Source organism: Streptomyces sp. NPDC050508 (assembly GCF_040655155.1).
Taxonomy (GTDB): domain Bacteria; phylum Actinomycetota; class Actinomycetes; order Streptomycetales; family Streptomycetaceae; genus Streptomyces.
Genome location: NZ_JBFAJJ010000004.1, coordinates 58,504 through 80,097, shown reverse-complemented (window position 1 = coordinate 80,097; position 21,594 = coordinate 58,504). Strand labels below are relative to the sequence as shown.

At 71.3% G+C, this 21,594-nt stretch carries 22 protein-coding genes; 7 read left to right on the top strand and 15 right to left on the bottom strand.

Features of this window, described 5'->3' with window-relative positions; translation table 11 throughout:
* The first annotated feature begins 15 nt into the window (after positions 1 to 15).
* Both AB0I69_RS12840 and AB0I69_RS12835 read left to right on the top strand, forming a co-directional pair.
* Positions 16 to 519, top strand: a complete 504-nt coding sequence (locus AB0I69_RS12840; protein WP_363095650.1) for a hypothetical protein — start codon at positions 16 to 18, stop codon at positions 517 to 519.
* Positions 516 to 983 (top strand): hypothetical protein, encoded by a 468-nt coding sequence (locus AB0I69_RS12835; RefSeq protein WP_363095649.1) that lies wholly within the window; start codon positions 516 to 518, stop codon positions 981 to 983. The genes AB0I69_RS12840 and AB0I69_RS12835 overlap by 4 nt, the downstream gene beginning before the upstream one ends.
* Here AB0I69_RS12835 and AB0I69_RS12830 read toward each other — a convergent pair.
* From AB0I69_RS12830 to AB0I69_RS12820, 3 genes are all read right to left on the bottom strand, one after another.
* Entirely contained in the window at positions 961 to 1,710 is a 750-nt protein-coding gene (locus AB0I69_RS12830) for a class I SAM-dependent methyltransferase (protein WP_363095648.1), read from the bottom strand. The genes AB0I69_RS12835 and AB0I69_RS12830 overlap by 23 nt on opposite strands.
* A 65-nt stretch (positions 1,711 to 1,775) precedes the next feature.
* Entirely contained in the window at positions 1,776 to 2,081 is a 306-nt protein-coding gene (locus tag AB0I69_RS12825; RefSeq protein ID WP_363095647.1) for a 4a-hydroxytetrahydrobiopterin dehydratase, read from the bottom strand.
* A gap of 108 nt (positions 2,082 to 2,189) precedes the next feature.
* Positions 2,190 to 3,218 carry an ADP-ribosylglycohydrolase family protein gene (locus tag AB0I69_RS12820; protein ID WP_363096130.1) on the bottom strand — a complete coding sequence of 343 codons (1,029 nt, stop codon included), beginning with the start codon at positions 3,216 to 3,218 and terminating at the stop codon, positions 2,190 to 2,192.
* Positions 3,219 to 3,287: 69 nt separating this feature from the next.
* On the opposite strand from AB0I69_RS12820, the gene AB0I69_RS12815 reads away from it, so the two are divergent.
* The 3 genes from AB0I69_RS12815 (at position 3,288) to AB0I69_RS12805 (ending at position 5,951) form a co-directional block, all read left to right on the top strand.
* Positions 3,288 to 4,121, top strand: coding sequence for a helix-turn-helix transcriptional regulator (locus AB0I69_RS12815; protein ID WP_363095646.1), 834 nt, complete (start codon positions 3,288 to 3,290; stop codon positions 4,119 to 4,121).
* An 85-nt stretch (positions 4,122 to 4,206) separates the two neighbouring features.
* Positions 4,207 to 5,070 (top strand): helix-turn-helix transcriptional regulator, encoded by an 864-nt coding sequence (locus tag AB0I69_RS12810; RefSeq protein WP_363095645.1) that lies wholly within the window; start codon positions 4,207 to 4,209, stop codon positions 5,068 to 5,070.
* Between the two features lie 65 nt (positions 5,071 to 5,135).
* Positions 5,136 to 5,951: an SAM-dependent methyltransferase gene (locus tag AB0I69_RS12805; RefSeq protein ID WP_363095644.1), complete on the top strand. Its 816-nt coding sequence runs from the start codon at positions 5,136 to 5,138 to the stop codon at positions 5,949 to 5,951.
* A gap of 4 nt (positions 5,952 to 5,955) precedes the next feature.
* Here AB0I69_RS12805 and dnaK read toward each other — a convergent pair whose 3' ends face one another.
* The 6 genes from dnaK to AB0I69_RS12775 all read right to left on the bottom strand — a co-directional run bounded on the left by dnaK (position 5,956) and on the right by AB0I69_RS12775 (position 13,984).
* Positions 5,956 to 7,839, bottom strand: coding sequence for a molecular chaperone DnaK (gene dnaK / locus AB0I69_RS12800; protein ID WP_363095643.1), 1,884 nt, complete (start codon positions 7,837 to 7,839; stop codon positions 5,956 to 5,958).
* 115 nt (positions 7,840 to 7,954) lie between these two features.
* A complete protein-coding gene (locus tag AB0I69_RS12795; protein ID WP_363095642.1) occupies positions 7,955 to 8,380 on the bottom strand; it encodes an OsmC family peroxiredoxin in 426 nt (141 codons plus the stop codon).
* Between the two features lie 71 nt (positions 8,381 to 8,451).
* Complete coding sequence (locus AB0I69_RS12790; RefSeq protein WP_363095641.1) at positions 8,452 to 10,257, bottom strand: hypothetical protein; 1,806 nt, start codon at positions 10,255 to 10,257, stop codon at positions 8,452 to 8,454.
* Positions 10,254 to 11,315 (bottom strand): MoxR family ATPase, encoded by a 1,062-nt coding sequence (locus AB0I69_RS12785; protein ID WP_363095640.1) that lies wholly within the window; start codon positions 11,313 to 11,315, stop codon positions 10,254 to 10,256. Before AB0I69_RS12785 ends, AB0I69_RS12790 begins: the two co-directional genes overlap by 4 nt.
* Before the next feature lie 79 nt (positions 11,316 to 11,394).
* The gene (locus tag AB0I69_RS12780; RefSeq protein ID WP_363095639.1) at positions 11,395 to 13,470 is read right to left on the bottom strand and encodes a phage holin family protein; all 2,076 of its coding nucleotides are present in this window, start codon (positions 13,468 to 13,470) and stop codon (positions 11,395 to 11,397) included.
* A gap of 82 nt (positions 13,471 to 13,552) precedes the next feature.
* A complete protein-coding gene (locus AB0I69_RS12775; protein ID WP_363095638.1) occupies positions 13,553 to 13,984 on the bottom strand; it encodes a hypothetical protein in 432 nt (143 codons plus the stop codon).
* A gap of 85 nt (positions 13,985 to 14,069) precedes the next feature.
* Between AB0I69_RS12775 and AB0I69_RS12770 the strand changes: the two genes are divergently transcribed.
* Together AB0I69_RS12770 and AB0I69_RS12765 are read left to right on the top strand one after the other, a co-directional pair.
* Entirely contained in the window at positions 14,070 to 14,843 is a 774-nt protein-coding gene (locus AB0I69_RS12770; RefSeq protein ID WP_363095637.1) for an MBL fold metallo-hydrolase, read from the top strand.
* Positions 14,840 to 15,469, top strand: a complete 630-nt coding sequence (locus AB0I69_RS12765) for a VTT domain-containing protein (protein ID WP_363095636.1) — start codon at positions 14,840 to 14,842, stop codon at positions 15,467 to 15,469. The genes AB0I69_RS12770 and AB0I69_RS12765 overlap by 4 nt, the downstream gene beginning before the upstream one ends.
* A 79-nt stretch (positions 15,470 to 15,548) precedes the next feature.
* On the opposite strand, the gene AB0I69_RS12760 is transcribed toward AB0I69_RS12765, so the two are convergent.
* The 6 genes from AB0I69_RS12760 to AB0I69_RS12735 all read right to left on the bottom strand — a co-directional run bounded on the left by AB0I69_RS12760 (position 15,549) and on the right by AB0I69_RS12735 (position 21,567).
* The gene (locus AB0I69_RS12760; RefSeq protein WP_363095635.1) at positions 15,549 to 16,613 is read right to left on the bottom strand and encodes an MBL fold metallo-hydrolase; all 1,065 of its coding nucleotides are present in this window, start codon (positions 16,611 to 16,613) and stop codon (positions 15,549 to 15,551) included.
* Positions 16,610 to 17,857 carry an aminotransferase class I/II-fold pyridoxal phosphate-dependent enzyme gene (locus tag AB0I69_RS12755; protein WP_363095634.1) on the bottom strand — a complete coding sequence of 416 codons (1,248 nt, stop codon included), beginning with the start codon at positions 17,855 to 17,857 and terminating at the stop codon, positions 16,610 to 16,612. The genes AB0I69_RS12760 and AB0I69_RS12755 overlap by 4 nt, the downstream gene beginning before the upstream one ends.
* 52 nt (positions 17,858 to 17,909) lie before the next feature.
* Complete coding sequence (locus tag AB0I69_RS12750) at positions 17,910 to 18,503, bottom strand: hypothetical protein (protein WP_363095633.1); 594 nt, start codon at positions 18,501 to 18,503, stop codon at positions 17,910 to 17,912.
* A gap of 215 nt (positions 18,504 to 18,718) precedes the next feature.
* Positions 18,719 to 19,516 (bottom strand): RNA polymerase sigma factor SigF, encoded by a 798-nt coding sequence (locus AB0I69_RS12745; RefSeq protein WP_363095632.1) that lies wholly within the window; start codon positions 19,514 to 19,516, stop codon positions 18,719 to 18,721.
* A 118-nt stretch (positions 19,517 to 19,634) separates the two neighbouring features.
* Positions 19,635 to 19,907 (bottom strand): DUF6158 family protein, encoded by a 273-nt coding sequence (locus AB0I69_RS12740; RefSeq protein WP_317887395.1) that lies wholly within the window; start codon positions 19,905 to 19,907, stop codon positions 19,635 to 19,637.
* Between the two features lie 40 nt (positions 19,908 to 19,947).
* On the bottom strand, positions 19,948 to 21,567 hold the full coding sequence (locus AB0I69_RS12735) for an ATP-binding cassette domain-containing protein (protein ID WP_363095631.1): 1,620 nt from the start codon (positions 21,565 to 21,567) through the stop codon (positions 19,948 to 19,950).
* Between the last annotated feature and the right edge of the window lie 27 nt (positions 21,568 to 21,594).

Sequence of the window (21,594 nt, the reverse complement as noted above, 5' to 3'; positions counted from 1 at the left end):
TCCTAGCGTCCTGCCATGCCCTTCATGGAGAAACTGCTGACCGTGCCACCGCCGATCGAGGTGGCCGGGCGGCACATCAAGCGCTACCACGTCACCGCCGACCCCGCGGGGATCGCCCCGGAGGTGGAGCGGGCGGCGTACGCGATCCTGCCGGAGCTGCTGCCCGAGCCGCGCCCCGGTGACGGGCCGACGGGTGACGGCACTCCGCCGGCCACGTTCGTCGTGCTGCACCGGGGTGGTGACGACGGCGCCTATCTGAACGCGTACAGCTGGGTGTGGGACAACGTCCTGCACTTCCGGGGCGCGTCGGCGGGCCAGCCGGTGCTCGGTTGCCCGGACCTCGACCCCACCCACTTCATCAAGCCGGACCTGCCGTGGATCGGCTGCGTCTGGGAGCTGCCGCCGATCCTGCACGAACGGGACGCCTGGGTACGGCATCTGCTCGCGCCCGAAGTCCCGGACCTGGACGCCTACTTGGCCGACTCCCTGCCCGCCGGAACCACTGGAGACCGCTCATGAGCAGCCCGCACGACTTCGACTTCCTCCACGGCGAGTGGGAGGTCGCGAACCGTCGGCTCGCCGACTTCCTCCAACCCGACAGCGCCTGGGAGGAGTTCGAGGGCACCAGCCGTTGCTGGCCGCTCTTCGACGGTGCCGCGAACGTCGACGAGATCGACATGCCGTACCTGACATCGAAGGGGCTGACCCTGCGGCTTTTCGACCGGGAGACCGAACAGTGGTCCCTGAACTGGTCGTCGAGCCGCAGCGGGAAGTTGTTCCCGCCGGTGACCGGGCGGTTCGAGGACGGCCGGGGCGAGTTCTACGGCGACGACGCGCACGACGGGAAGGACGTGCGGGTGCGGTTCGTGTGGTCGGGGGTCTCGGAGAGTGGCGCACGCTGGGAGCAGGCCTTCTCGGCGGACGACGGGGCGAGTTGGGTGACCAACTGGACCATGGACTTCACTCGGCCGAAGGCTTCCTGAAGGCCAGGATCGTGAACTCGGGGTCCGCGCGCGGTCGTTCCTGGTCCGGGAGCAACTCCAGCTGTGCGGCGAACCGTTCGGTGAGCGGTTCGCCGGGCGGCAGCATGGTGAACCAGCCGCGTCGCAGGTCCGCGCTGGTGCTGCGGGGGCTGCGGCCCTGGCCGTGGCCCCGGAAGCGGGCCATGCCGACCGGGTGGAGGTCGTACTCGGCGGCGTACGCGCGCACGTGGTCGGGGCGGTCCTGGGCGGGGCGGCGTGGACGCGGTGCGAGGACGGCGTCGATGTCGCTGCCGACGTCGTGGGCGGCGGCCTTGTCGACCGTGGTGATGTACACCCCGCCCGGTCGCAGCACCCGCGCGCATTCGGCGACGATCGCCCGCACCTCTTCGGGGCCTTCCACGAGGTGCAGCAGCCATACGGTGGTGACCGCGTCGAACACCCGGTCCGGGAAGGGCAGTTGACGGCTGTCCGCGAGAAGTACGGCGCCGGGCAGCCGCGTTGCCGCCGTGCGGGCCATGGCGGGCGCCGCGTCCAGGCCGGTGACCCGCAGCCCGGGGCGGGCGGTGGCCAGGCGGCGGGTGACGATGCCGGTGCCGCAGGCCACGTCGAGCAGGGTGTGGGCCTCCTGCGGGACGAAGCCCAGTACGGCGTCGGCAGCGGCAGCTGCGCGGGGCTCACCGCCGCGGGTCGCGTCGTACGCGTCGGCTTCCTTGTCGTAGTCGAGCACGCGCTTGCGTCCTGCCCTTCCTGTCGTGGTCGAGCCCGCGGTCCCGTCCCGTCCGCCCCGTCCTGTCAGCTCGCGCCGTGTCCAGGCGCCAAGTCCTCGACTCTCCGGGCGAGTTCGAAGTCCAGCTCGGTGATCGCGCCGCCCACGCTGTGGGTGTTCACGGTGAGGGAGACGGTGTTGTAGCCGAGGGTGAGGTCGGAGTGGTGGTCGAGTTCCTCCTGGACCTGGGCGATGTGGACGACCATCGCGGTGGCCGCGAAGTGGGAGCCGAGCCGATAGGTGCGGGTGAGGCGGTCGGCGTCGGCGGACCAGCCGGGGAGTTCCGCGAGGCGGTCCTCGATCTCCTTCTGCGACAGCGGTGCGACGGGCATGGCCTCGCTCCTTCCTCGGGGTGGACTTCGGGTCGGACTCGGGTCGGGTGTCTCTTCAGCGTGCCACAGGCAGCTGGTCGCGTCCCTGGTCAGAAGGGTGCCCGGAGGTCAGCCCGGTACGCACTCGGCCGCGAGATCGTCGGCGAGGGCGGCGATCGTGGCACGGCCCTCGACCTGCTGGACCCAGCTGTGGGGCAGGCCGTGGTCGCCGTACCGGGCGCCGAGGAGGTTGCCGCAGATGGAGCCGGTGGAGTCGCTGTCGCCGGAGTGGTTGACGGCGAGGAGCAGCGCGGCCTTCACGTCCCTCGCGACCAGCGCGCTGTAGACGCCGATCGCGAGGGCCTCCTCGGCGACCCAGCCCGCGCCGAGCGACTCGATCTTCTCCGCGGTGGGCGAGCCCTCGGCGGCCAGGTCGAGGGCTCCGCGGAGGGCGGCCGAGGTCTCCTGGTGGGCGGGGTGGCGCTCCAGCAGTCGTAGCGCGCGCAGGACGGAACCCTCCAGGGATTCCCCGTCGACGAGGTGCGCGACGATCGCGGCGAGGGCGCCCGCCGCGTAGTAGCCCGTGGGGTGGCCGTGGGTGATCTGGGCGCCGCGGGCGGCCATCGCGAAGGCCGCGTCGGCGGGGTTGACCAGGCCGAAGGGGGCCGAGCGCATCACCGTGCCGCAGCCCTTGGAGTCGGGGTTGACGGGCCCCGGCTTGCCGTCGAGTTCGAGCCACGGGTCGGGCGCGTACATCTGGGCGACTCCGGACAGGCAGGCGTTGCCGGGGGCGCGGCGGGCGTACAGCCAGGGCTCGGCGATCAGACCGTCCGTGGCACTGTCGGCCGGTGCGGGCTTCGACTGGGTCTCCAGCCATCGCTCGTACGCGTGCCGCAGCAGCAGGGACCAGGCGCCGCCGATCCCCTTCTCCCGTTCCCGCGCGTGGGCCGTGATGAGCGCCTCGACGGTGAACAGGGTCATCTGGGTGTCGTCGCTGATCAGGCCCAGTGCGCTGTGGGCGCCGGGCACGTACCCCGTCACGCCGTGCCTGCCGTGGCTCGCGCGGATCCGGTCGAGGGAGGCGAACTCGATCGGGTAGCCGAGGGCGTCGCCCACCGCCCCGCCGAGCAGACAGCCCCGGACTCTGGCCCGGTACATCGCGGTGGCTTCCCCGGACGGGTTCCTCAGCTCGTTCACGTGCGTGCTCCTTCGACTACGGTCGTGCGTATGACCATTGTCCCGACCGGCACTGACATCTCTGCCACGGCCCCCGCCGGCAAGAGTGTCGGCCCGCTGCTGCGTGCCTGGCGGGAGCGGCGTCGGGTCAGTCAGCTGGAGCTGGCGTTGCGTGCCGACTCCTCGGCTCGGCACATCAGCTTCGTCGAGACGGGACGGTCCCGGCCGAGCGAGGAGATGGTCCTGCGGCTGGCCGAGCACCTGGACGTGCCGGTGCGGGAGCGCAACTCCCTTCTCCTGGCGGCCGGTTACGCCCCGCACTATCCGGAGACCCCGTTGGACGACCCGGCGTTGGGCGCGTTGCGCGAGGGTCTGGAGCGGCTGATCCAGTGCTACGAGCCGTATCCGGCGCTGGTGGTCGACGCCACCTACGACGTGGTGGCGGCGAACCGGGGCATCACCATGCTGCTGGACGGCGTACCGGAGTCCCTCCTCCAACCTCCGCTCAACGCCATGCGGTTGACGCTGCACCCGCAGGGCATGGCGCCGCGCATCCGCAATCTGGGTGAGTGGCGCGGGCATCTCCTCGCGCAGATGGAGCGGCAGATCGCCCTGCACCGGTCCGAGCCGTTGCGGGCGCTGTACGAGGAGGTCACGGCGTATCCGGCACCGGAGGCGGCATCCGGCGAGGACGAACCGGCCGGTCCTGTCCCGCACTTCGCGCTGCCGATGCGGATCGAGCACGACGGCCGGGTACTGTCCTTCGTCTCCTCGATCTCCACCTTCAACACCCCCATGGACGTCACCGTCTCGGAGCTGGCGATCGAGACGTTCCTCCCGGCCGACCCGGCGACGGCCAAGTACCTGCGCTCGTTGGGGGACTGACGGATGATCCCCTCGGAACCGCTGAGACAATGGCCGGAACATGGCACACTGCCCCCAGACTTCGGCGCGTATGGGGAGGCGTGGCGTGAGTGAACGGCGGCCCGCGCCCACAGTGGGCCAAGTGGTGCTGGGCAGAAGGCTGCAGGAGCTGCGTGAGGCGGCCGGCATCAAGCGTGAGGAGGCCGCGCAGGTCCTGCGGGTGGCCCCGGCGACCGTACGGCGGATGGAAATGGCCGAGGTCGCGCTGAAAGTGCCGTATGTCCAGGTGCTGTTGACGACGTACGGCGTGCCCGACGAGGAGGCGGACGCGTTCGTCGCGCTCACCGAGGAGGCGAACCAGCCGGGTTGGTGGCAGCGGTTCCACGACGTGCTGCCGGAGTGGTTCAGCCTGTACGTGAGCCTGGAGGGTGCCGCCGGGCTGATCCGCTCGTACGAACCGCACTTCGTGCCCGGCCTGTTGCAGACCGAGGACTACGCGCGTGCCGTGCTGGAGGCCGGGACGATCGGGCAGACCGGTCCGGAGACGATCGAGCGGCACGTGTCTCTGCGGATGGCCCGGCAGGGGCTGTTGGAACGGGACAATCCGCCGCACCTGTGGGTCATCATGGACGAGACGGTGCTGCGGCGGCCGGTGAGCATGCGCGGCGAGGTCATGCGCGAACAGCTCGACAAACTCCTGGAGTTCGGCGAGCGCGACCGGGTCACGCTCCAGGTCGCCGAGTTCGAGAACGGCCCGCATCCCGGGACGTACGCCCCCTTCTCGCTGTTCCGTTTCACGGAACCGGAGCTGCCCGACATGGTGTTCACCGAGTACCTGACCGGCGCCCTGTACCTGGACTCCCGTACGGAGGTCTCCGCGCATCTGGAGGTCCTCGACCACATGACGGCGCACGCCGCGTCCGCACAGCGCACCAAGAAGATCCTGCGGGACTACCGCGAGACCTTCTGAGCACCCAGCACGTACTGAGCACGGTCCCGGCACACAGACGCGAACTCCCGAGGAGACGACACCGCATGACCGGATCCGAAGCCGCGCCCACCCGTATCGACACCAGCCGGCCGCATCCGGCGCGGGTGTACGACTGGTGGCTCGGCGGCAAGGACAACTATCCGGTGGACGAGGAGCTGGCCCGCAGGATCCTCGCCACGGACGGCACCGTGATCCGCGGCGCGCGTGCCAACCGCCGGTTCATGCACAGGGCGACGCGGACCGCCGCCGAGGCGGGGATACGCCAGTTCCTGGACATCGGCACCGGCATCCCCACCGAACCGAACCTCCACCAGGTGGCGCAGAGTGTCGCCCCGGACGCCAAGGTCGTGTACGCGGACAACGACCCGATCGTGCTGCGGCACGCGGAGGCCCTGCTGCACGGCGCGGCCGAGGGCAGCACGGAGTACGTGCACGCCGACGTCCGCGACCCGGACACGATCCTGCGGCTGGCCGGCGAGACCCTGGACTTCACGCAGCCGGTCGCTCTGTCGCTGGTCGCGCTCACGCACTACCTGAGCGAGGCGCCCGACGGCGACGACGTGTACGGCCTGATCAAGCGCTACGTCGACGTGCTCGCCCCGGGCAGCTACCTGGTGATGTCGCAGGTCACCCCGGACCTCAGCCCGGCCGCCATCGCGAAGGCCGCCGAGCACTTCCAGCGCAGCGGCACCCCCTTCTTCCCGCGCACCCTGGCCGAGTTCTCCCGCTTCTTCGACGGCCTTGAGCTGCTCGGTCCCGGTGTCATCTCCGTCTACGGCTGGCGTCCGGCACCGGAGGACGTGGCCGCGCAGGCGGAGGGCATCGTCCCGGTCTACGGCGGTGTCGCCCGCAAGCCCTGAACGTCTACGCCGCTCCACCCTTCGTGTCACGTTCATCGTCGATGATCTCCGCGTCGACGACACCTTCCTCCTCCTCGTGCTGCCGCGCGGAGTCGGGCTCCTCGGTGCTCTCCGCCTGTTCCGTGGGTGACTGCTGCGCCGCCTGTGCGTACATCGCCTGGCCCATCCGCTGGCTGACGGTGGCCAGTTTCTCGACGCCGGCGCGCAACTCGGCGGTGTCCGCGGTGCGTTCCAGGAGGGACTTCAGTTCCGTGGCCGCCGCCTCGACCTCGGTCCTGGTGTCGGCCGGGACGCGTTCCTCGTTCTCGCGGATGAACTTCTCGGTCTGGTAGACGAGTTGCTCGGCCTGGTTGCGGGTCTCGGCGGCCTCACGGCGCTTGCGGTCCTCATCGGCGTACTGCTCGGCCTCCCGCATCATGCGGTCGATGTCGTCCTTGCCGAGGGCGGAGCCGCCGGTGACGGTCATCTTCTGTTCGCGGGCGGTCGCCAGGTCCTTCGCCGAGACGTGCATGATTCCGTTGGCGTCGATGTCGAAGGCGACCTCGATCTGCGGAACCCCGCGCGGGGCGGGCGGCAGACCGGTGAGGTCGAAGACGCCCAACTTCTTGTTGTACGCGGCGATTTCACGCTCGCCCTGGTAGACCTGGATGCCGACCGAGGGCTGGTTGTCGGTGGCGGTGGTGAAGATCTCCGAACGCCGGGTGGGAATCGTCGTGTTGCGTTCGATGAGCTTCGTCATGATGCCGCCCTTGGTCTCGATGCCCAGGGACAGCGGGGTGACATCGAGGAGGAGGACGTCCTTCACGTCGCCGCGGATGACCCCGGCCTGGAGGGCGGCGCCGACCGCCACGACCTCGTCGGGGTTGACGCCCTTGTGCGGGTCCTTGCCGGTGAGTTCCTTGACGAGGTCGGTGACGGCGGGCATCCGTGTCGAGCCGCCGACGAGGATGACGTGGTCGACCGCGGAGAGCTTGATGCCCGCGTCCTTGACCGCCTGGTGGAAGGGGTTCTTGCAGCGGTCCAAGAGGTCGGCGGTGAGTTCCTGGAACCCGGCGCGGGTCAGCTTCTCGTCGAGGTGCAGCGGGCCTTCGGCGGAGGCGGTGATGTAGGGCAGGTTGATCGTCGTCTCGGAGGACGAGGACAGCTCGATCTTCGCCTTCTCCGCACCCTCACGCAGCCGTTGGAGCGCCATCTTGTCCTTGCCGAGGTCGACGCCGTACTGCCCCTTGAACTTCTTCACCAGGTGGTCGACGACCCGCTGGTCCCAGTCGTCGCCGCCGAGATGCGTGTCGCCGTTGGTGGCCTTCACCTCGATGACGCCGTCGCCGATTTCCAACAACGACACATCGAAGGTGCCGCCGCCGAGGTCGAAGACGAGCACGGTCTGCTCCTCGCCCCGGTCCAGGCCGTAGGCGAGCGCGGCGGCCGTCGGTTCGTTGATGATCCGCAGCACCTTGAGGCCCGCGATCTCACCGGCCTCCTTGGTGGCCTGGCGCTGGGAGTCGTCGAAATAGGCCGGGACGGTGATCACGGCGTCGGTGACGTCCTCGCCGAGATAGGCCTCCGCGTCCCGCTTGAGTTTCTGCAGCACGCGCGCGGACAACTCCTGGGCGCGGTACCGCGTTCCGCCGATGGCGCCCGTGTCCGGGAACCGCCAACTCGTGTCGCCCATATGCCGTTTCACCGACCGCGCGGTGCGCTCGATGTTCGTCACCGCCTGCCGTTTGGCGACCTCGCCGACGAGCACCTCGCCGTTCTTGGCGAAGGCCACGACCGAGGGTGTGGTCCTCGCCCCCTCCGCGTTGGCCACCACGGTGGCCTCGCCGCCCTCCAGCACCGCGACCACCGAGTTCGTGGTCCCCAGATCGATACCGACCGCACGTCCCATCGCCGTCCCCTTCCGCCAGGCGCTGCCCGATCTCCAGCTGAGAACCTGGGTGCGGGAATGTCAATGCCGCACCCGTTTTTCCGGGCGCGGCATCGAGAGGGGAGAGAAGCGGGGGTCAGGCGGATTCCACCGTCAGCGTGATCGTCGTACCCGCGAGGGCCTGGCTGACCGGGCAGTTCTTCTTGGCGTCCTCGGCGGCGGCGGCGAAGCCGGCCTCGTCCAGGCCGGGGACCTCGCCGCGGACGGTGAGGTGGATGCCGGTGATGCCCTCGCCGGGCTGGAAGGTGACGTCGGCCTTGGTCTCCAGGCGGGTGGGCGGGGTGCCCGCGCCGGTCAGGCCGTGCGACAGCGCCATGGAGAAGCAGCTGGAGTGGGCGGCGGCGATCAGTTCCTCGGGGCTGGTCTTGCCGTTGGCGTCCTCGGCGCGCGACGCCCACGTCACCGGCTGCACACCGATGCCTGACGAGTCGAAGGTGACCTCGCCGCTGCCCTTGATGAGTTCGCCTTCCCAGACGGTGTGTGCGGTGCGCGTGGTTGCCACGATGATTCCCTTCGGTGGGGCCCGTGCCCGTTGGCCGGGCTTCGTACCTCCCCATCCGATCACATTCCGCTTCAGCGCACCCGGAAGACCGGCCCACGCGGGGTGAACGGCAGGCGAGCGCCTTGTGGAATCAGATAGGCGTGCTCGCGCCGCACCCGCAGCACGTCGCACCACCCGTCCGTGATGACGAGGACGGGCGCGCCCGGCGGGAAGTCGTCCGCGCGGTGCAACAGATCGACTCCGGGCTGCAGGACGGTGCCGCCGCGCCCGTGCACGCGCACCCGGCCGGCGATGTCCGTGACCGGCAGATAGCCCGCGTCGTGCGGGGCCGCGTCGCAGAACACGACCCGGGCGGCCGGTACGTCACGGGCCTCGGCGTACGAGGCGATCGCGCCCAATGCCTTGCCGAGGAGGGTGCGTTCCATGGAACCGGAGGTGTCGAGGACGACGCCGAAGGTGCAGCGGGCGACCTCTTCGGGCGGGAAGTACCGGCCGGCGCGCGGGATGTCGGGAGTGGAGGACTGGCGTCGCGAGGGGCGGGCGTACGACCGCACGGGCTCCGGGCGCGGCACGAACTCGTCGAACCAGCGGGCGAGTTGGGCGTCCCACGGCAGCGGCGGATGGCTGAGGGCGCGGATCTCCTCGACCAACCCGCCGGGCAGGAAGCCGCGTTCGTGCTGCTGGTGCAGGTCGAGGCCGCGGGCGAGGCCACGCCGGTAGAACTCGTCGAGGTCCACGTAGTCGCGGGCGCTGCCGAGCGGGCCGCCGAGGATGTCACCGGCGCCCTTGCCGCGCAGGGTGGCCAGGCGGCGCATCCGGCGCAGGTCGCCGGCGATCCGGTCGTAGACCTCCTCTGCGGAGAGGTCCTTCAACTCCGGGTCGTACAGCAGCCCTTCGGGCATCGTGCCGATGTCCATCTCGCGCAGCCAGCCGTTGATGACGTAGTCGGCGGCGATGTTGAAGAGGAGCGGGTCGCGGGTGCCGCAGCGGTCGCCGTGGCGCAGGGCGGCGTGCAGCATCTCGTGGGCGAGGACGAACCGCCATTCCTCGTCGTCGAGTTGGCGCAGCGGGTTGACGTAGATCTCGGCGGCCTCGGTGTCGACGGCGGCGACGGAGATGCCGTGGGCGCGGGCGAGTTCGGCGTCGGCGACCAGGGTGATGCCGGCCGCGATGCCGCCGAGGAGGGGGTAGGAGGAGACGAACCAGCTCAACGCCCGTTCCCAGGGCTGGAGTCGGGTGGGTCCGCCACGCATCGAGGCACGCCGACCGCCCGCCACGTCCATCGCCATGGCGACGGTGCGGGTGAGGGCGCTCGCGAAGTTGACCTGCCAGTCGGGGGCGTTGCCGCCCTGCCAGGTGTCCCACGGCACGAGCACCTGGTCCGGCTCACCGCCCGCCGTACCGCAGCGCTCGTAGAGGGGTGGGATGCCGTCGCGGCGCCAGCGGGCGGCGAGTTGCTCCTCGTCGCCGCCCGGGTAGGAGGCGGGCAGGTCCTCGGGGGTGACCCCGATGGGGAAGCCGAGCAGGAAGCGGTTGACGACGGTGCAGCGCGCCGCGAGGGCGGGCCCGTCGGGCTGGTCGCGCAGCTTCGGCGCCGCCGGGACATGGCCGAAGCCCAGGTGGATGATGCAGTGCGCGATCGCCCAGGCCCACGCGGCGGGTTCGGCCCGGCGGGTGGGGTGGACGTGCAGCACACCGTTGGAATCGACGCGCACCAGACCGGAGTTGGGCGTGTGGTGGCAGTCGTCCCGGCGGCAGATGCTGAAGCCGATGGCGGCGAGCGCGCGGTTGGCCCGCACCAGCCGCAGCCCCTCCTCGAAGGCCTCGGCGGCGAGGTCTTTCTTCTTCGGCTTCCCCTTGCCCTGGGTGCGGCTCACTGCCGGGCCTCGACCAGCCGGGGCATGTCACGGGCCGCCTCGACCAGGAACCAGGCGGGCAGCAGGGGGTTGCCGTCGGTGTCCGGGGCGATGACGCTCTGCGCGACCTCCACGGAGATCTCGGCGAGCTGCACGAGCAGTGACTTGGCGCGGTACGCGGTCTGCAGCCCGTTCGCCGACAAGTGGTCCTTGCTGGCCGGGAGTTCCTTGATGAGGCGGCCGCGGAAGGACTCGGCGAGGTAGTACAGGAGGTCGCGGTCCTCGGGGCGGTTGGGCCAGCGGGCGTCGCCCTTGAGGACGGCCTCGATGCCGAAGCGGCTGCGCACGATCTTGACGTAACCGCAGAACGCGACCGCGTGGGCGGGCGTCAGCGTGCCGTGCGCGATGACCTTGAGGGTGTCCTCGTCGAGGTCGGGCCCGAAGGAGCCGAGCGCGTCGGAGAGCATGTGCCAGGAGCGGGGTGTGGAGAAGGGTTCCTCGGTCTTCGGCGGCTTGGACCACAGGTGGTCGGGGCGGTCGGTGAGGTGGTCCAGGATCCACGGGTGGATGCCGTTGCCCGCCGCCCACACGAGCCAGTCCTTCGGGGACGCCTCCAGGTGGACGTGCGTGAGCCGGTTGATCAGCGCGGACGCGATCGGGCGGGCCAGCGCGTTGTCGGTCGCGCGGTTGCCCGCGCCGATGACTATCGAGCCCTTGGGCAGTTCGTAGCTGCCGATACGGCGGTCCAGGATCAGCGAGTAGAACGCCTTCTGCACATCCGGTGTGGCCGCGTTGAGTTCGTCCAGGAACAGGCAGTACGGCTCGTCCCGCGCGATGGCCTCCGGCGGGCAGAACACCGACCGTCCGTCACGGATCTGCGGGACGCCGATCAGGTCCTCGGGCGCGAGCTGCGTACCGAGCAGACTGACGCACTCCAGGCCCAGCGACTGGGCGAACTCCCTTACCAGGGACGACTTTCCGATGCCGGGCGCGCCCCAGAGGAAGACGGGGCGGACGGTCGCGAGACCCAGCAGCAGTTCGGGGATCCGGGCCGGAGTGACGGTGACGGCAGCCTGCAAAACAGCGGCTCCTGAAGGAGGTTCGAGGTGGGGAGACTCGAACAGTGTGTGCTCACCGCCCCCTCACCGCAGCCCATTTTCAGGCGGCCCGCTCCTCCCGCTCCGTCGACAGCGGCACCTGCGGGCCGTTCACCTCCCGTAGCCAGCGCCGCAGTACACGGTGGACGTGCTCGGCGCCGACGAGATCCTCGCCGTCGTCGACCGGTGCGGAGAGGGCGTACGGCGACAGCAGGAACGGCTTGCCCTGGGAGCCGCCGAGGCCGCCGTGGGAGCCGATCTGCTCCTCGAAGGCGAGGACTTCGCCCTCGGTGGGGTCGTACCAGGAGTTGACCATGATGTCGGCGGTGTGCGGGAAGGAGTGGGTGCGCCGGACGGCTTCCGCGGCGCCGGGGCCGAAGTCCGCCAACGGGCCCTGTTTGTCGTCGAGTTCGGCCACCGGGAGTTCGGCACCGTGCGCACCGAGCACGACCCCGCCGTGCTCCTCGCTGCGGACCAGGACGAAGCCGACGCCCGGGTGGTTGGCGAGGGTCGTCAGCAGTGCCGGGTGGCGGGCGTCGATCTCCTCCTTGGTCATGCGGTGCGGCACGTCCGGGAAGGAGACCAGGCCGAGGTTGCCGGAGGCCAGCACGATCGGCTCCGAGTGACGGCCGGGGTGGCGGTGCTGCCCGTCCTTCTCCTCGACCGGCCGGCGCAGCGCAGCGCGGACGGCCGCGCGGGCCTCGGCACCGCTGTGGGTGCGGCGGGCCCGGCGCGGCACGGGCAGCCCGCAGCCCGCCCGCACCAGATCGCCGAGGGTGAGGCCGTAGCGGCCCTGGAAGGTTTCGCCGGGGCTCTGCCCGTGGTCGGAGAGGACGACGATGCGGTACGGGCGCGGGGCGTGCTCGGCGACGTTCTCGATCAAGGCGATGGAACGGTCCAAGCGTTGGAGGACCTTGGCGGCGTCGCGGCTGCGTGGTCCGGAGTGGTGGGCGACCTCGTCGTAGGCCACGAGGTCGGCGTAGACGGCGGTGCGGCCTGCGAGCATGTCGCCCATGACGGCGGCGACGACCACGTCCCGTTCGACGACGGTCGCGAAGGCGCGGACGAGGGGGTAGAGGCCGCCGCGCTTGATCCGGGGGCGCTGCTTGGTGAGGCGGCTGCGGGTCGACTGGCCGATCTCGCGGCCGACTTCGGCGACGAAGGACATCGCGGTGCGGACGGCGTTGGCCGGGTCGGAGAAGTAGGCGAAGTAGCCCGCGCGGGAACGGTTCTCGCGGCCCCGGCGGCGAATGGCGATGGACAGGACGAGGGCCTGTTCGTCGGCGCCGCCGCTGAACAGGTTGCCGCGGCTGGCGCCGTCGAGTGTGAGGAGGCCGCCGTCGCCGGTGAACTCGACGGCGCGGCGCTGGAGTTCGGCGGCGCTGGTCGGGCGGTTGCAGACCATCACCTCGCCGGTGTCCTTCTCGTACCAGCGGAACGCGGGGATGTCGTGGTTGGAGCCGTGCAGGATGCCGAGCTGGCTGGCGCCGGTCTGGCTGGACCAGTCGGTGCGCCAGGGGGTGAGGCGGTGGGTGGGGCGGTCGCCGCCGAGGAGTTTCGCGACGGTCGGCATCAGGCCCTTGGCAACCGCGCCGAGCAGCACGTCGTGGCCGACGCCGTCAAGCTGGAGGAAGACGGTGCCGGGCGAGGACGGGCCGGGCGGCAGGGCTCTGCGGCGGCGGTCGGCGAGGCGGTAGAGACGCCGGCGGTAGGCGTCGTCGTCGCGCACGGCCAGGGCACCGCCGGTCGCGGAGGCGACGGCGGACATCACGGCGGCCACGACGACCGCGGTCTCCGGGGCCACCTGGCCGCGCAGCCCGCCGTCCGGGTTGATACGCAGGGCGATCAGCAGCAGGGACCCGTTGAGCACGAAGACGAGGAGGCCGAGGACGAGCGCGGGCACGAGCAGCAGCAGCCGTACCAGCAGCGGCCAGACCAGGGCCGACAGCAGACCGAAGGCGCCTGCGCCGAACGCGGCCGTGACGCCGATCCGGGTGGCACTGTCACCGTCCGCCGACTGGAGCTTGAAGTCCGGCAGGATCCCGGCGAGCACCAGCATGGTGACCGTGGAGACGGCCCACACCGCGATGCTCCGCCCGACCTGACTGGCGAGCCGCCGCCAACGCGCTCCACCCACGCCCCGTACACCTCACGTCCCGGGCCCGTCGACCTGCCGGGCCTCCACCCACCTTGTCACAAGGGACGGACGTGTCCCCGTGTCACCGGCCGTCGTAGCCCGCCGTCGGCATGGACAGCCGTCGGTGCACGCTGGCCTTCATCTGGGCGTCGTAGGAGGGTTCCGCGCGGCCGACCGTCTCGATGCGGACCCCGCGGCGCGCGCACTCGGCGGTGAACTCCTCGACGGAGGACAGCGCGCTCTCCAGGACGCGGCGGCTGGGGGCGACGAACAGGTCGAGGCCGGGGCGGACGCCGTCCCACAGGGCGGAGTGGTCGGGGCGCAGCCCGCGGACGAGGAGTTCGCGGGCGATCACGTAGCCGTGGTCGGCGGCCCAGCGGGCGCACATCGCGTGCTGGCTGCGGGAGTCGACCAGGAAGGGGTCGTCGTCCAGCTCCTCCAGCGGCGTCAGGCTGGCGATCGCCGTGACCCGCAGCCGCGAGGGCATACCCAAGGCACCCCGTACCTGTCCCATGGCGTCCCCCTCACCTCCGGGTTTCGCCGCCGACCCTACTCCTGCCCGTAGGCTTCGGGGGAGTCGCGCGAAGGAGGCAAAGAAGGTGCCGGTGGAGATCACCTGGTGGGGTCACGCCACCTGCACGATCGAGGACTCGGACGTACGCGTCCTCACCGACCCCTTGTTCGCGCGCCGGCTCGCACACCTCAGGCGCCGCCGGGGCGCCGTGCCGCCGCCCGCGGCCCGGCGCACGGACCTGGCGCTCGTCTCCCATCTGCACGCCGACCATTTGCACCTGCCCTCGCTCGCCGGCCTCGCCCCGGGCACGCGCCTGCTCGTGCCCCGGGGCGCACTCCGCGCGGTACCCGGACTGCGCCGGCTCCGGCAGCTGCGGATCGACGAGATGGCCCCCGGCGACCAGACGATGGTCGGTGACCTGGTCGTACGGGCCGTGCCCGCACGGCACGACGGACGCCGGCTGCCGATCGGACCGCACCGCTCCCCCGCGCTCGGCTACGTCGTGGAGGGCGAGGCGCGGACCTACTTCGCCGGGGACACCGGGCTGTTCGACGACATGGCCAAGGAGGTCGGGCCGGTCGACGTGGCGCTGCTGCCGGTGGGCGGCTGGGGGCCGTATCTCGGCGAGGGGCATCTCGACGCGGGGCGCGCGGCGCAGGCCCTCGCGCGTCTCTCGCCGCGCAGTGCGGTGCCGGTGCACTACGGCACGTACTGGCCGATCGGGATGGACGCGGTGCGCCCGCACGAATTCCACACGCCGGGCGACGAGTTCGTACGGATCGCGGCCCAACTCGCGCCCTCTGTTTCGGTGCACCGGCTCGGGCACGGGGAGAGCGTGCGCCCGGAGGTCGCCCGGTGAGCTGGATCGCGGACGCGCTGTCCGCGACGGCCACGACGTCGCCCGAGTCCACCCAACAGGCCATCGGTTACCCGTCGTTGTTCCTGCTGGTGCTGTTCGGGGCGTTGGTGCCGGTGATTCCGACGGGGGCGCTGGTGAGTTCGGCGGCCGTGGTCGCCTTTCACCAGACGGCGCCGTTCGCGCTGGCGCTGGTGTTCGTGACGGCCTCGCTGGCCGCGTTTCTCGGGGACGTTGCGCTGTACTGGCTGGGTCGGCGTGGGATGGGGTCGAAGAACGGGTCGCGCTGGCTGGAGGCGATCCGTGCGCGGGCTCCGGAGGAGCGGCTGGAGCAGGCCCAGAAGAAGCTGGCCGACCACGGGGTGACGGTGCTGGTGCTGTCCCGGATGGTGCCGGCGGGTCGTATCCCGGTGATGCTGGCGTGCCTGATCGCCGAGTGGCCGATCCGCCGGTTCGCCCGGGGCAATGCGCCCGCGTGTCTGGCGTGGGCGTTGACGTACCAGCTGATCGGCATCCTCGGTGGCTCGTTGTTCCCCGAGCCTTGGGAGGGTGTGGTGGCGGCGGTTGTGTTGACGGTGGTGATCAGTGTGGCGCCCAGTTTGTGGCGGCGGGTTCGGGCTGCCGGTTGAGGGCTCGTTGCGGGGTGCGGGTCGCGTGTGGCTGGGCGCGCCCCGCGGCGGAGCCGCAAATCGACACAGCCCCGCGCCCCTACGGCATCTGATCCAGCACCCTTGAGCCTCCCACCGGCAAGTCCCACAGGTCTTCGCGCGCCAACTCCGCGTTCTCCCAAGCGGCCTTGACCCGCGTGAGCGGCTCCAAGACCGGCTCCGCCGACAGGACGAACGTGCCCCAGTGCATGGGGGCCATCCGCCTCGCCCCCAGATCCTGTACGGCCTGTACCGCCTCCTCCGGGTCGCAGTGCACGTCACTGAGCCACCAGCGCGGGTTGTACGCGCCGATGGGGAGGAGGGCGAGGTCGATGCCGGGGTAGCGGGCGCCGATGCGGGAGAACCAGTGGCCGTATCCCGTGTCGCCCGCGAAGTAGACGCGTCGGCCGTCGGGTGCTGTCAGCACCCAACCGCCCCACAGGGAACGGCAGGTGTCGGTGAGGCTGCGCTTGGACCAGTGGTGGGCCGGTACGAAGTCGAGTCGTACGCCGTCGAGTTGGGCCGCCTCCCACCAGTCCAGTTCGGTGACGTGGGTGAATCTGCGGCGGCGGAACCAGCTGCCGAGGCCGGCGGGTGCGAACACCGGGGTGTGGCGCGGGAGTCGGCGCAGGGTGGGGGCGTCGAGGTGGTCGTAGTGGTTGTGGCTGATGACGACGGCGTCGATCGGCGGGAGTGTTTCCCAGGCCACTCCTACGGGGGTGATGCGGGCCGGGGTGCCGAGGATGCGGCGGGACCAGACCGGGTCGGTGAGGATCGTCAGGCCGCCGATGCGCACCACCCAACTGGCGTGCCCCGCCCAGGTGACGGCGACGGTCAGGGTGTCGATCTGGGGCAGGGGCTCCGGTGCGAACGGGAGTTGGGGAATGTCGGCGAGGCCCTCCGGGCGGGGTCGCACTGAACCCTCGCGGGCGAAGCGGGCGAAGGCCTTGAGGCCGGGCAGCGGGGCGGTGAGCCGGTCGTGGAAGGTCCGGGGCCACACGCGCCGCTCGCCGAGAGGGCGGGGCTCGGCGAGCGGCGGGGAGGAAGGGGCGAACGGGGGCGGCGGGGCGGCGCTTTCACGCGTGGTCGTGGTGCTGGTGGTGGTCGACTCGGACTGCTGCGTCATCGAGGAGGCTCCCATCGCTGAGCGTCGTCGCGGAGATCGTCGAAGATCGACCTCAAGGACATCAACGCGCGTTGCACGTGTGGCAGTTCCAACGGCAAGGGTGACGTGAGACATTCCGCGCGTTCCGCGTCCGTACGGCCCAGCAGCGGCCCGGTGGACAGCCGTACCCGCAGTGCGCCCAGGTCGTCGCCGAAACGGTGGCCGCCCGGCGCGGGCATTCCGAGGCGGGCGGTGAGGAACTCCTCCAGGTCCTGCGCGTCGCCCACTCCTTGCGGCGTGAGCACGTGGCGCAACGGCCCGAGATCGACGTACAGATGACGTCCCGCCTGCGGCGGCCGGGAGAACGCGCCCGCCCCGGTGACGGCGGCGTGCGCGGCGGCGGCCACGCGCGCGTGCAGGCGTACGGCGATGTCGCGGCGGGTGATGACGGGCGTGGGTTCGCCGAGGGCGTGGCCGGCCGCGGCGGCGACCGGTGCGGCTACGCGGGCGCCGAGTGCGGTGAGGACGTCGAGCACGCGCGCGCGTAGCGCCTGCCCGGCGCGGTCGGCGGGGAAGCGGGCGACGGCGGCCGGCCAGCCGGACGGGAGCAGCGCCCCAGCCAGGTCGGTGACGACGGTGACCTTGTCTGGCAGCATCTCGGCGGGGCTGAGCAGCATGGTGCGGCGAGGTGTGTGCAGGGTGTCGCGCCAGGTCTCGTCGCTGACCAGGTGCAGGCCCTCTGCGGCGGCGGCCTCGACGGTCTCGTGCATGACCTCGGGCGGTGCGACGGTGGCGGTGGGGTCGTCGGCGACGGACAGCACGAGCAGCCGCGGGTCACCGCCCTCGCCCCGGATCCGGCGCACGGTCTCCAGCAGGGCGTACGGATCGGGCACCCCGCCGCACTCGGCCGGGGTGCCCACATGGAACACGGATCTGCCCAACAGGCGGGCGTACGGCGCCCACCAGGCGGCGCAGGGTCTGGGTACGAGTACGTCACCGCCGAGCGCGGCGGTCAGGGCGACCAGCAGGGAGGGGGCGCCCGGGGCGGCGGCCACGCGGGCGGGTTCGGTGGGCAGGCCACGGCGTTCGAAGTAGCCGCTCGCGTCGTCGAGCAGGGCGGGGGCTCCGCCGACGGGCTGTTCCTCGGTGCGGCCCGCGGCGGCGGCGAGCACGGCGGCCAGTTCCGGCAGCACGGGCAGCCCGTCGTCGGGGAACACCGGCCCGTACCGGACGGGCCCCTGTCCTACCGCGTCCGCCTGCCGCATGGTGCCTCCGCGCCGTCCCTGATGCGTGCCGTGCCGTGTCCTGGTCGCGCCCTCAGCGTCCCGGCGTCGGCGTCCGCCTGCGCAGCCGGTACACGGCACCGCCGCACGCGCCCGCGATCAGCACACCCCCGGCGACCAGCGCCGGCACGGAGTCGGTGAAGGTGCCGCCCTCCCCCGCCCGCACCCCGCGCTGGATCGTGGCGGCGGCACCACAGGAATCACCCCGGGGCTCCTGACACGGCGGCTGCCCGCCCCCGCCACGCTCCACGGTGAAGGTCGCGCTCCAGGGCCTGCCCTGTCCGCCGGGCGGCGCCGGGCAGGTCCCGTCGACGGTCCACGCGGGGTCACGGCCGACCCCGTCGCCGTCGGAGATCCGGGCGGTGCCCCGATAGGCGGCTGCGGCGGCCCGGTCGTCGTTGCCGGGCACCCGTTGCAGCTGGACGGTCCCGTCGTCGAACCCCTGGGACGTGGCGTCGATGGTGTCGGGAGCGGTCCCGCCGATCGCCTCGCAGGAGACGGAGACGGTCACGCTCCCGCCGGCCTGGACGGTGCTGGGGCTGACCTCCGCGGCGGGATCGGCGGCCTGAGCGGGCCCGGCGGCGCCGACAAGGCCGACGACGGCCAGAGCAAGGGCGATGCGACGCATGAGCGGGTCTCCTTGGACCGAGGACGGCGGCAACACCATCACAGCCCGGCCAGGAGAGAGGCGCGCGCGGCCGAGCCCCATTGGAGGTAAGGAGAGGGGCCGAGCGGGTGAACGCAGGCCGGCTGGTGCTTTCAGGGGCGCGGGACTGTATCGATTTGCGGCTCCGCCGCGTGGGCGCGACCAGCCACAACGGACCCGCACCCGACATACGACCTCTACGCGGCCGCATCCTCCAGAACCTGTTCCCGAATCCGCCGGCAACACCGGCTGATCAACCGGGACACATGCATCTGCGAAATCCCGAACCGCTCGGCGATCCGGCTCTGCGTCATGTCCCCGAAGAACCGCAGATACAAGATCGCCCGCTCCCGCTCGGGCAACGCGGCAAGCCGAGGCCGCACAGCCTCCCGGTCCACCACGACGTCCAACGCCGGATCAGCCGCCCCGAGAACGTCGCTCAACGCGTATCCGTCCTCGCCGCCCAGCAACTCCGCGTCCAACGACAGCGCGCTGAAACTCTCCAGCGCCTCAAGCCCGGCCCGCACCTCCTCCTCGGAGAGAGACGCGTGCGCGGCGATCTCCGCCACGGTCGGCCGCCGCCCCGGCGTGGTCTGCGCCAGCTCCTGCCCGGCGACGCGCACCCGGTTGCGCAGATCCTGCACCCGGCGCGGTACGTGCAGTGTCCACATGTGGTCCCGGAAGTGCCGTTTGATCTCGCCGGTGATCGTCGGTACGGCGTAGCTCTCGAACGCGTTGCCCCGCTCGGGGTCGTACCGGTCGACGGCCTTGAGCAGGCCCAGGGCCGCGACCTGGCGTAAGTCCTCGGTGTTCTCGCCCCGGTTGCGGAACCGTCCGGCGAGCCGGTCGGCCATGGGCAGCCAGGCCTCCACGATCCGTTCGCGGACGGTGTCGTGCTGCGGACCGGGAGGCAGCGTGGCCAGTGTGCGGAACGCCTCCGCGGTGTCGGGGGCGTCATGGTGGGAATGTCGCTTCGTGTGCGTGCGAGTGGGCATGGTGCGTCACAACTCCCTTGAGCATGCTCCGGGTTGGACGGTCACCGGTGGGAACGCGTTTGCGATCCAGCGCTGAAGGTTCGCCTGCCCCCGACCTCACGGCACAAACGCACACCCCTCAGTCCCGCTCGCGTGCCCCCTGCCGGGTGCGGCCGGGGGCCACGAGGCGGCGCGGGTGGCGGCGCAGGTACTCGCCCTCCAGTCCGGCCATACGGTCGTTGTGGGCGCGCAGCGCGTCGTTCGAGCCGTACAGCAGGGTGTCGTGGCGCGTGCGGTGGATGGTCTCCAGCTCCTTCATGAGCTGGGAATCGTCCAGGCGCGCAGGGTCGACTCCGGTCATGGTGTGCCCCGCTCGTCGAGTCTCACGGTCCTGTGTCCACTCTACGAACATTCAGGCCCCACGGCCTCCGCACTGCACGGAACCATCGCGACTATCGCGCGCGCTCCACCCGCCGCTCGTCCCAGACGGGCTCGGTGCTCTCGCGGACCTTGCCGTCGCTGCCGAAGACCAGGTAGCGGTCGAAGGAGCGGGCGAACCAGCGGTCGTGCGTGACGGAGAGCACGGTCCCGTCGAACGCCTCAAGCCCCTCCTGGAGGGCTTCCGCGGACTCCAGGTCGAGGTTGTCGGTGGGCTCGTCGAGGAGGAGGGCGGTAACTCCCTGGAGTTCCAGGAGCAGGATCTGGAAGCGGGCCTGCTGGCCGCCGGAGAGCCGGTCGAAGCTCTGCTCGGCCTGGCCGGTCAGCTCGTAGCGGCGCAGTCGGGACATGGCGGGCCCCTGGGCCTGCGCGTGCTCTTTCCACAGGATGTCGAGGAGGGTGCGGCCCTGGAGTTCGGGGTGGGCGTGGGTCTGCGCGAAGTGGCCGGGCACGACGCGCGCGCCGAGCTTCCACTCCCCCGTGTGCTTCACGTCGTCGCCGGCGAGGAGGCGCAGGAAGTGGGACTTGCCCGAGCCGTTCGAGCCGAGGACGGCGACCCGTTCGCCGTAGAAGACCTCCAGGTCGAAGGGTTTCATCAGCCCGGTGAGCTCAAGTCCCTTGCAGGTGACGGCCCTTACGCCGGTGCGGCCGCCCTTGATGCGCATGGTGATGTCCTGCTCGCGCGGCGGCTCGGGCGGTGGGCCCGCCTCCTCGAACTTGCGCAGGCGGGTCTGGGCGGCCGCGTAGCGGGACGCCAACTCGTGGCTGATGGAGGCGGCCTGACGGAGGTTCAGGACGAGCTTCTTCAGCTGGGCGTGCTTCTCGTCCCAGCGGCGGCGCAACTCCTCGAAGCGGGCGAAGCGTTCGCGTCGGGCCTCGTGGTAGGTGGCGAAGCCGGCGCCGTGCACCCAGGCGTCGGCGCCGGTGGGCGAGGGTTCCACGGAGACGATCTTCTCGGCGGCGCGGGCGAGGAGTTCACGGTCGTGGGAGACGAACAGGACCGTCTTGCGGGTCTCCTTGAGCCGCTCCTCCAGCCAGCGCTTGCCGGGCACGTCGAGGTAGTTGTCGGGCTCGTCGAGCAGCAGCACCTCTTCGCTGCCGCGCAGCAGCGCCTCCAGCACCAGCCGCTTCTGCTCACCTCCGGAGAGGGTGCTGACCTGCCGGAACTGCGCCTTGTCGTACGGCACTCCGAGCGCGGCCATCGTGCACATGTCCCACAGCGTCTCGAACTCGTAGCCGTGCACCTCGGCCCAGTCGGACAGGGCCTGCGCGTAGGCGAGTTGGGCCGCCTCGTCGTCGACGGTCATGATGCCGTGCTCGGCCTTGTCGACCTCGGCCGCGACCTCGCGGATGCGGGGCGGGGCCACCGACACGAGCAGGTCTCGTACGGTCGTCTCGTCGCGTACTGAGCCCACGAACTGGCGCATCACGCCCAGGCCGCCGCTCACGGTGACCGTGCCGCCGTGCGGTTTCAGCTCGCCGGAGATCAGCTGCAGCAGGGTCGTCTTGCCGGCGCCGTTGGGCCCGACCAGGGCGACCACCGCGCCTTCGCCGACCCGGAAGGACACATCGCCGAGCAGCGGCCTCCCGTCGGGGAGGTAGTACTCAAGGTGTGCGGCTTCCAGATGTCCCATGACCACGCATTCTGTGGGGCGGCCTCG

Bases quoted from the DNA above. Each gene is read 5' to 3' on its own strand.
- AB0I69_RS12825 (WP_363095647.1), bottom strand. From the start codon at position 2,081: ATGCCCGTCGCACCGCTGTCGCAGAAGGAGATCGAGGACCGCCTCGCG.
- AB0I69_RS12735 (WP_363095631.1), bottom strand. From the start codon at position 21,567: ATGGGACATCTGGAAGCCGCACACCTTGAGTACTACCTCCCCGACGGG.
- AB0I69_RS12745 (WP_363095632.1), bottom strand. From the start codon at position 19,516: ATGCCCACTCGCACGCACACGAAGCGACATTCCCACCATGACGCCCCC.
- AB0I69_RS12750 (WP_363095633.1), bottom strand. From the start codon at position 18,503: ATGCGTCGCATCGCCCTTGCTCTGGCCGTCGTCGGCCTTGTCGGCGCC.
- dnaK (WP_363095643.1), bottom strand. From the start codon at position 7,839: ATGGGACGTGCGGTCGGTATCGATCTGGGGACCACGAACTCGGTGGTC.
- AB0I69_RS12760 (WP_363095635.1), bottom strand. From the start codon at position 16,613: ATGACGCAGCAGTCCGAGTCGACCACCACCAGCACCACGACCACGCGT.
- AB0I69_RS12820 (WP_363096130.1), bottom strand. From the start codon at position 3,218: ATGTACCGGGCCAGAGTCCGGGGCTGTCTGCTCGGCGGGGCGGTGGGC.
- AB0I69_RS12740 (WP_317887395.1), bottom strand. From the start codon at position 19,907: ATGTTCGTAGAGTGGACACAGGACCGTGAGACTCGACGAGCGGGGCAC.
- AB0I69_RS12775 (WP_363095638.1), bottom strand. From the start codon at position 13,984: ATGGGACAGGTACGGGGTGCCTTGGGTATGCCCTCGCGGCTGCGGGTC.
- AB0I69_RS12755 (WP_363095634.1), bottom strand. From the start codon at position 17,857: ATGCGGCAGGCGGACGCGGTAGGACAGGGGCCCGTCCGGTACGGGCCG.
- AB0I69_RS12805 (WP_363095644.1), top strand. From the start codon at position 5,136: ATGACCGGATCCGAAGCCGCGCCCACCCGTATCGACACCAGCCGGCCG.
- AB0I69_RS12835 (WP_363095649.1), top strand. From the start codon at position 516: ATGAGCAGCCCGCACGACTTCGACTTCCTCCACGGCGAGTGGGAGGTC.
- AB0I69_RS12840 (WP_363095650.1), top strand. From the start codon at position 16: ATGCCCTTCATGGAGAAACTGCTGACCGTGCCACCGCCGATCGAGGTG.
- AB0I69_RS12815 (WP_363095646.1), top strand. From the start codon at position 3,288: ATGACCATTGTCCCGACCGGCACTGACATCTCTGCCACGGCCCCCGCC.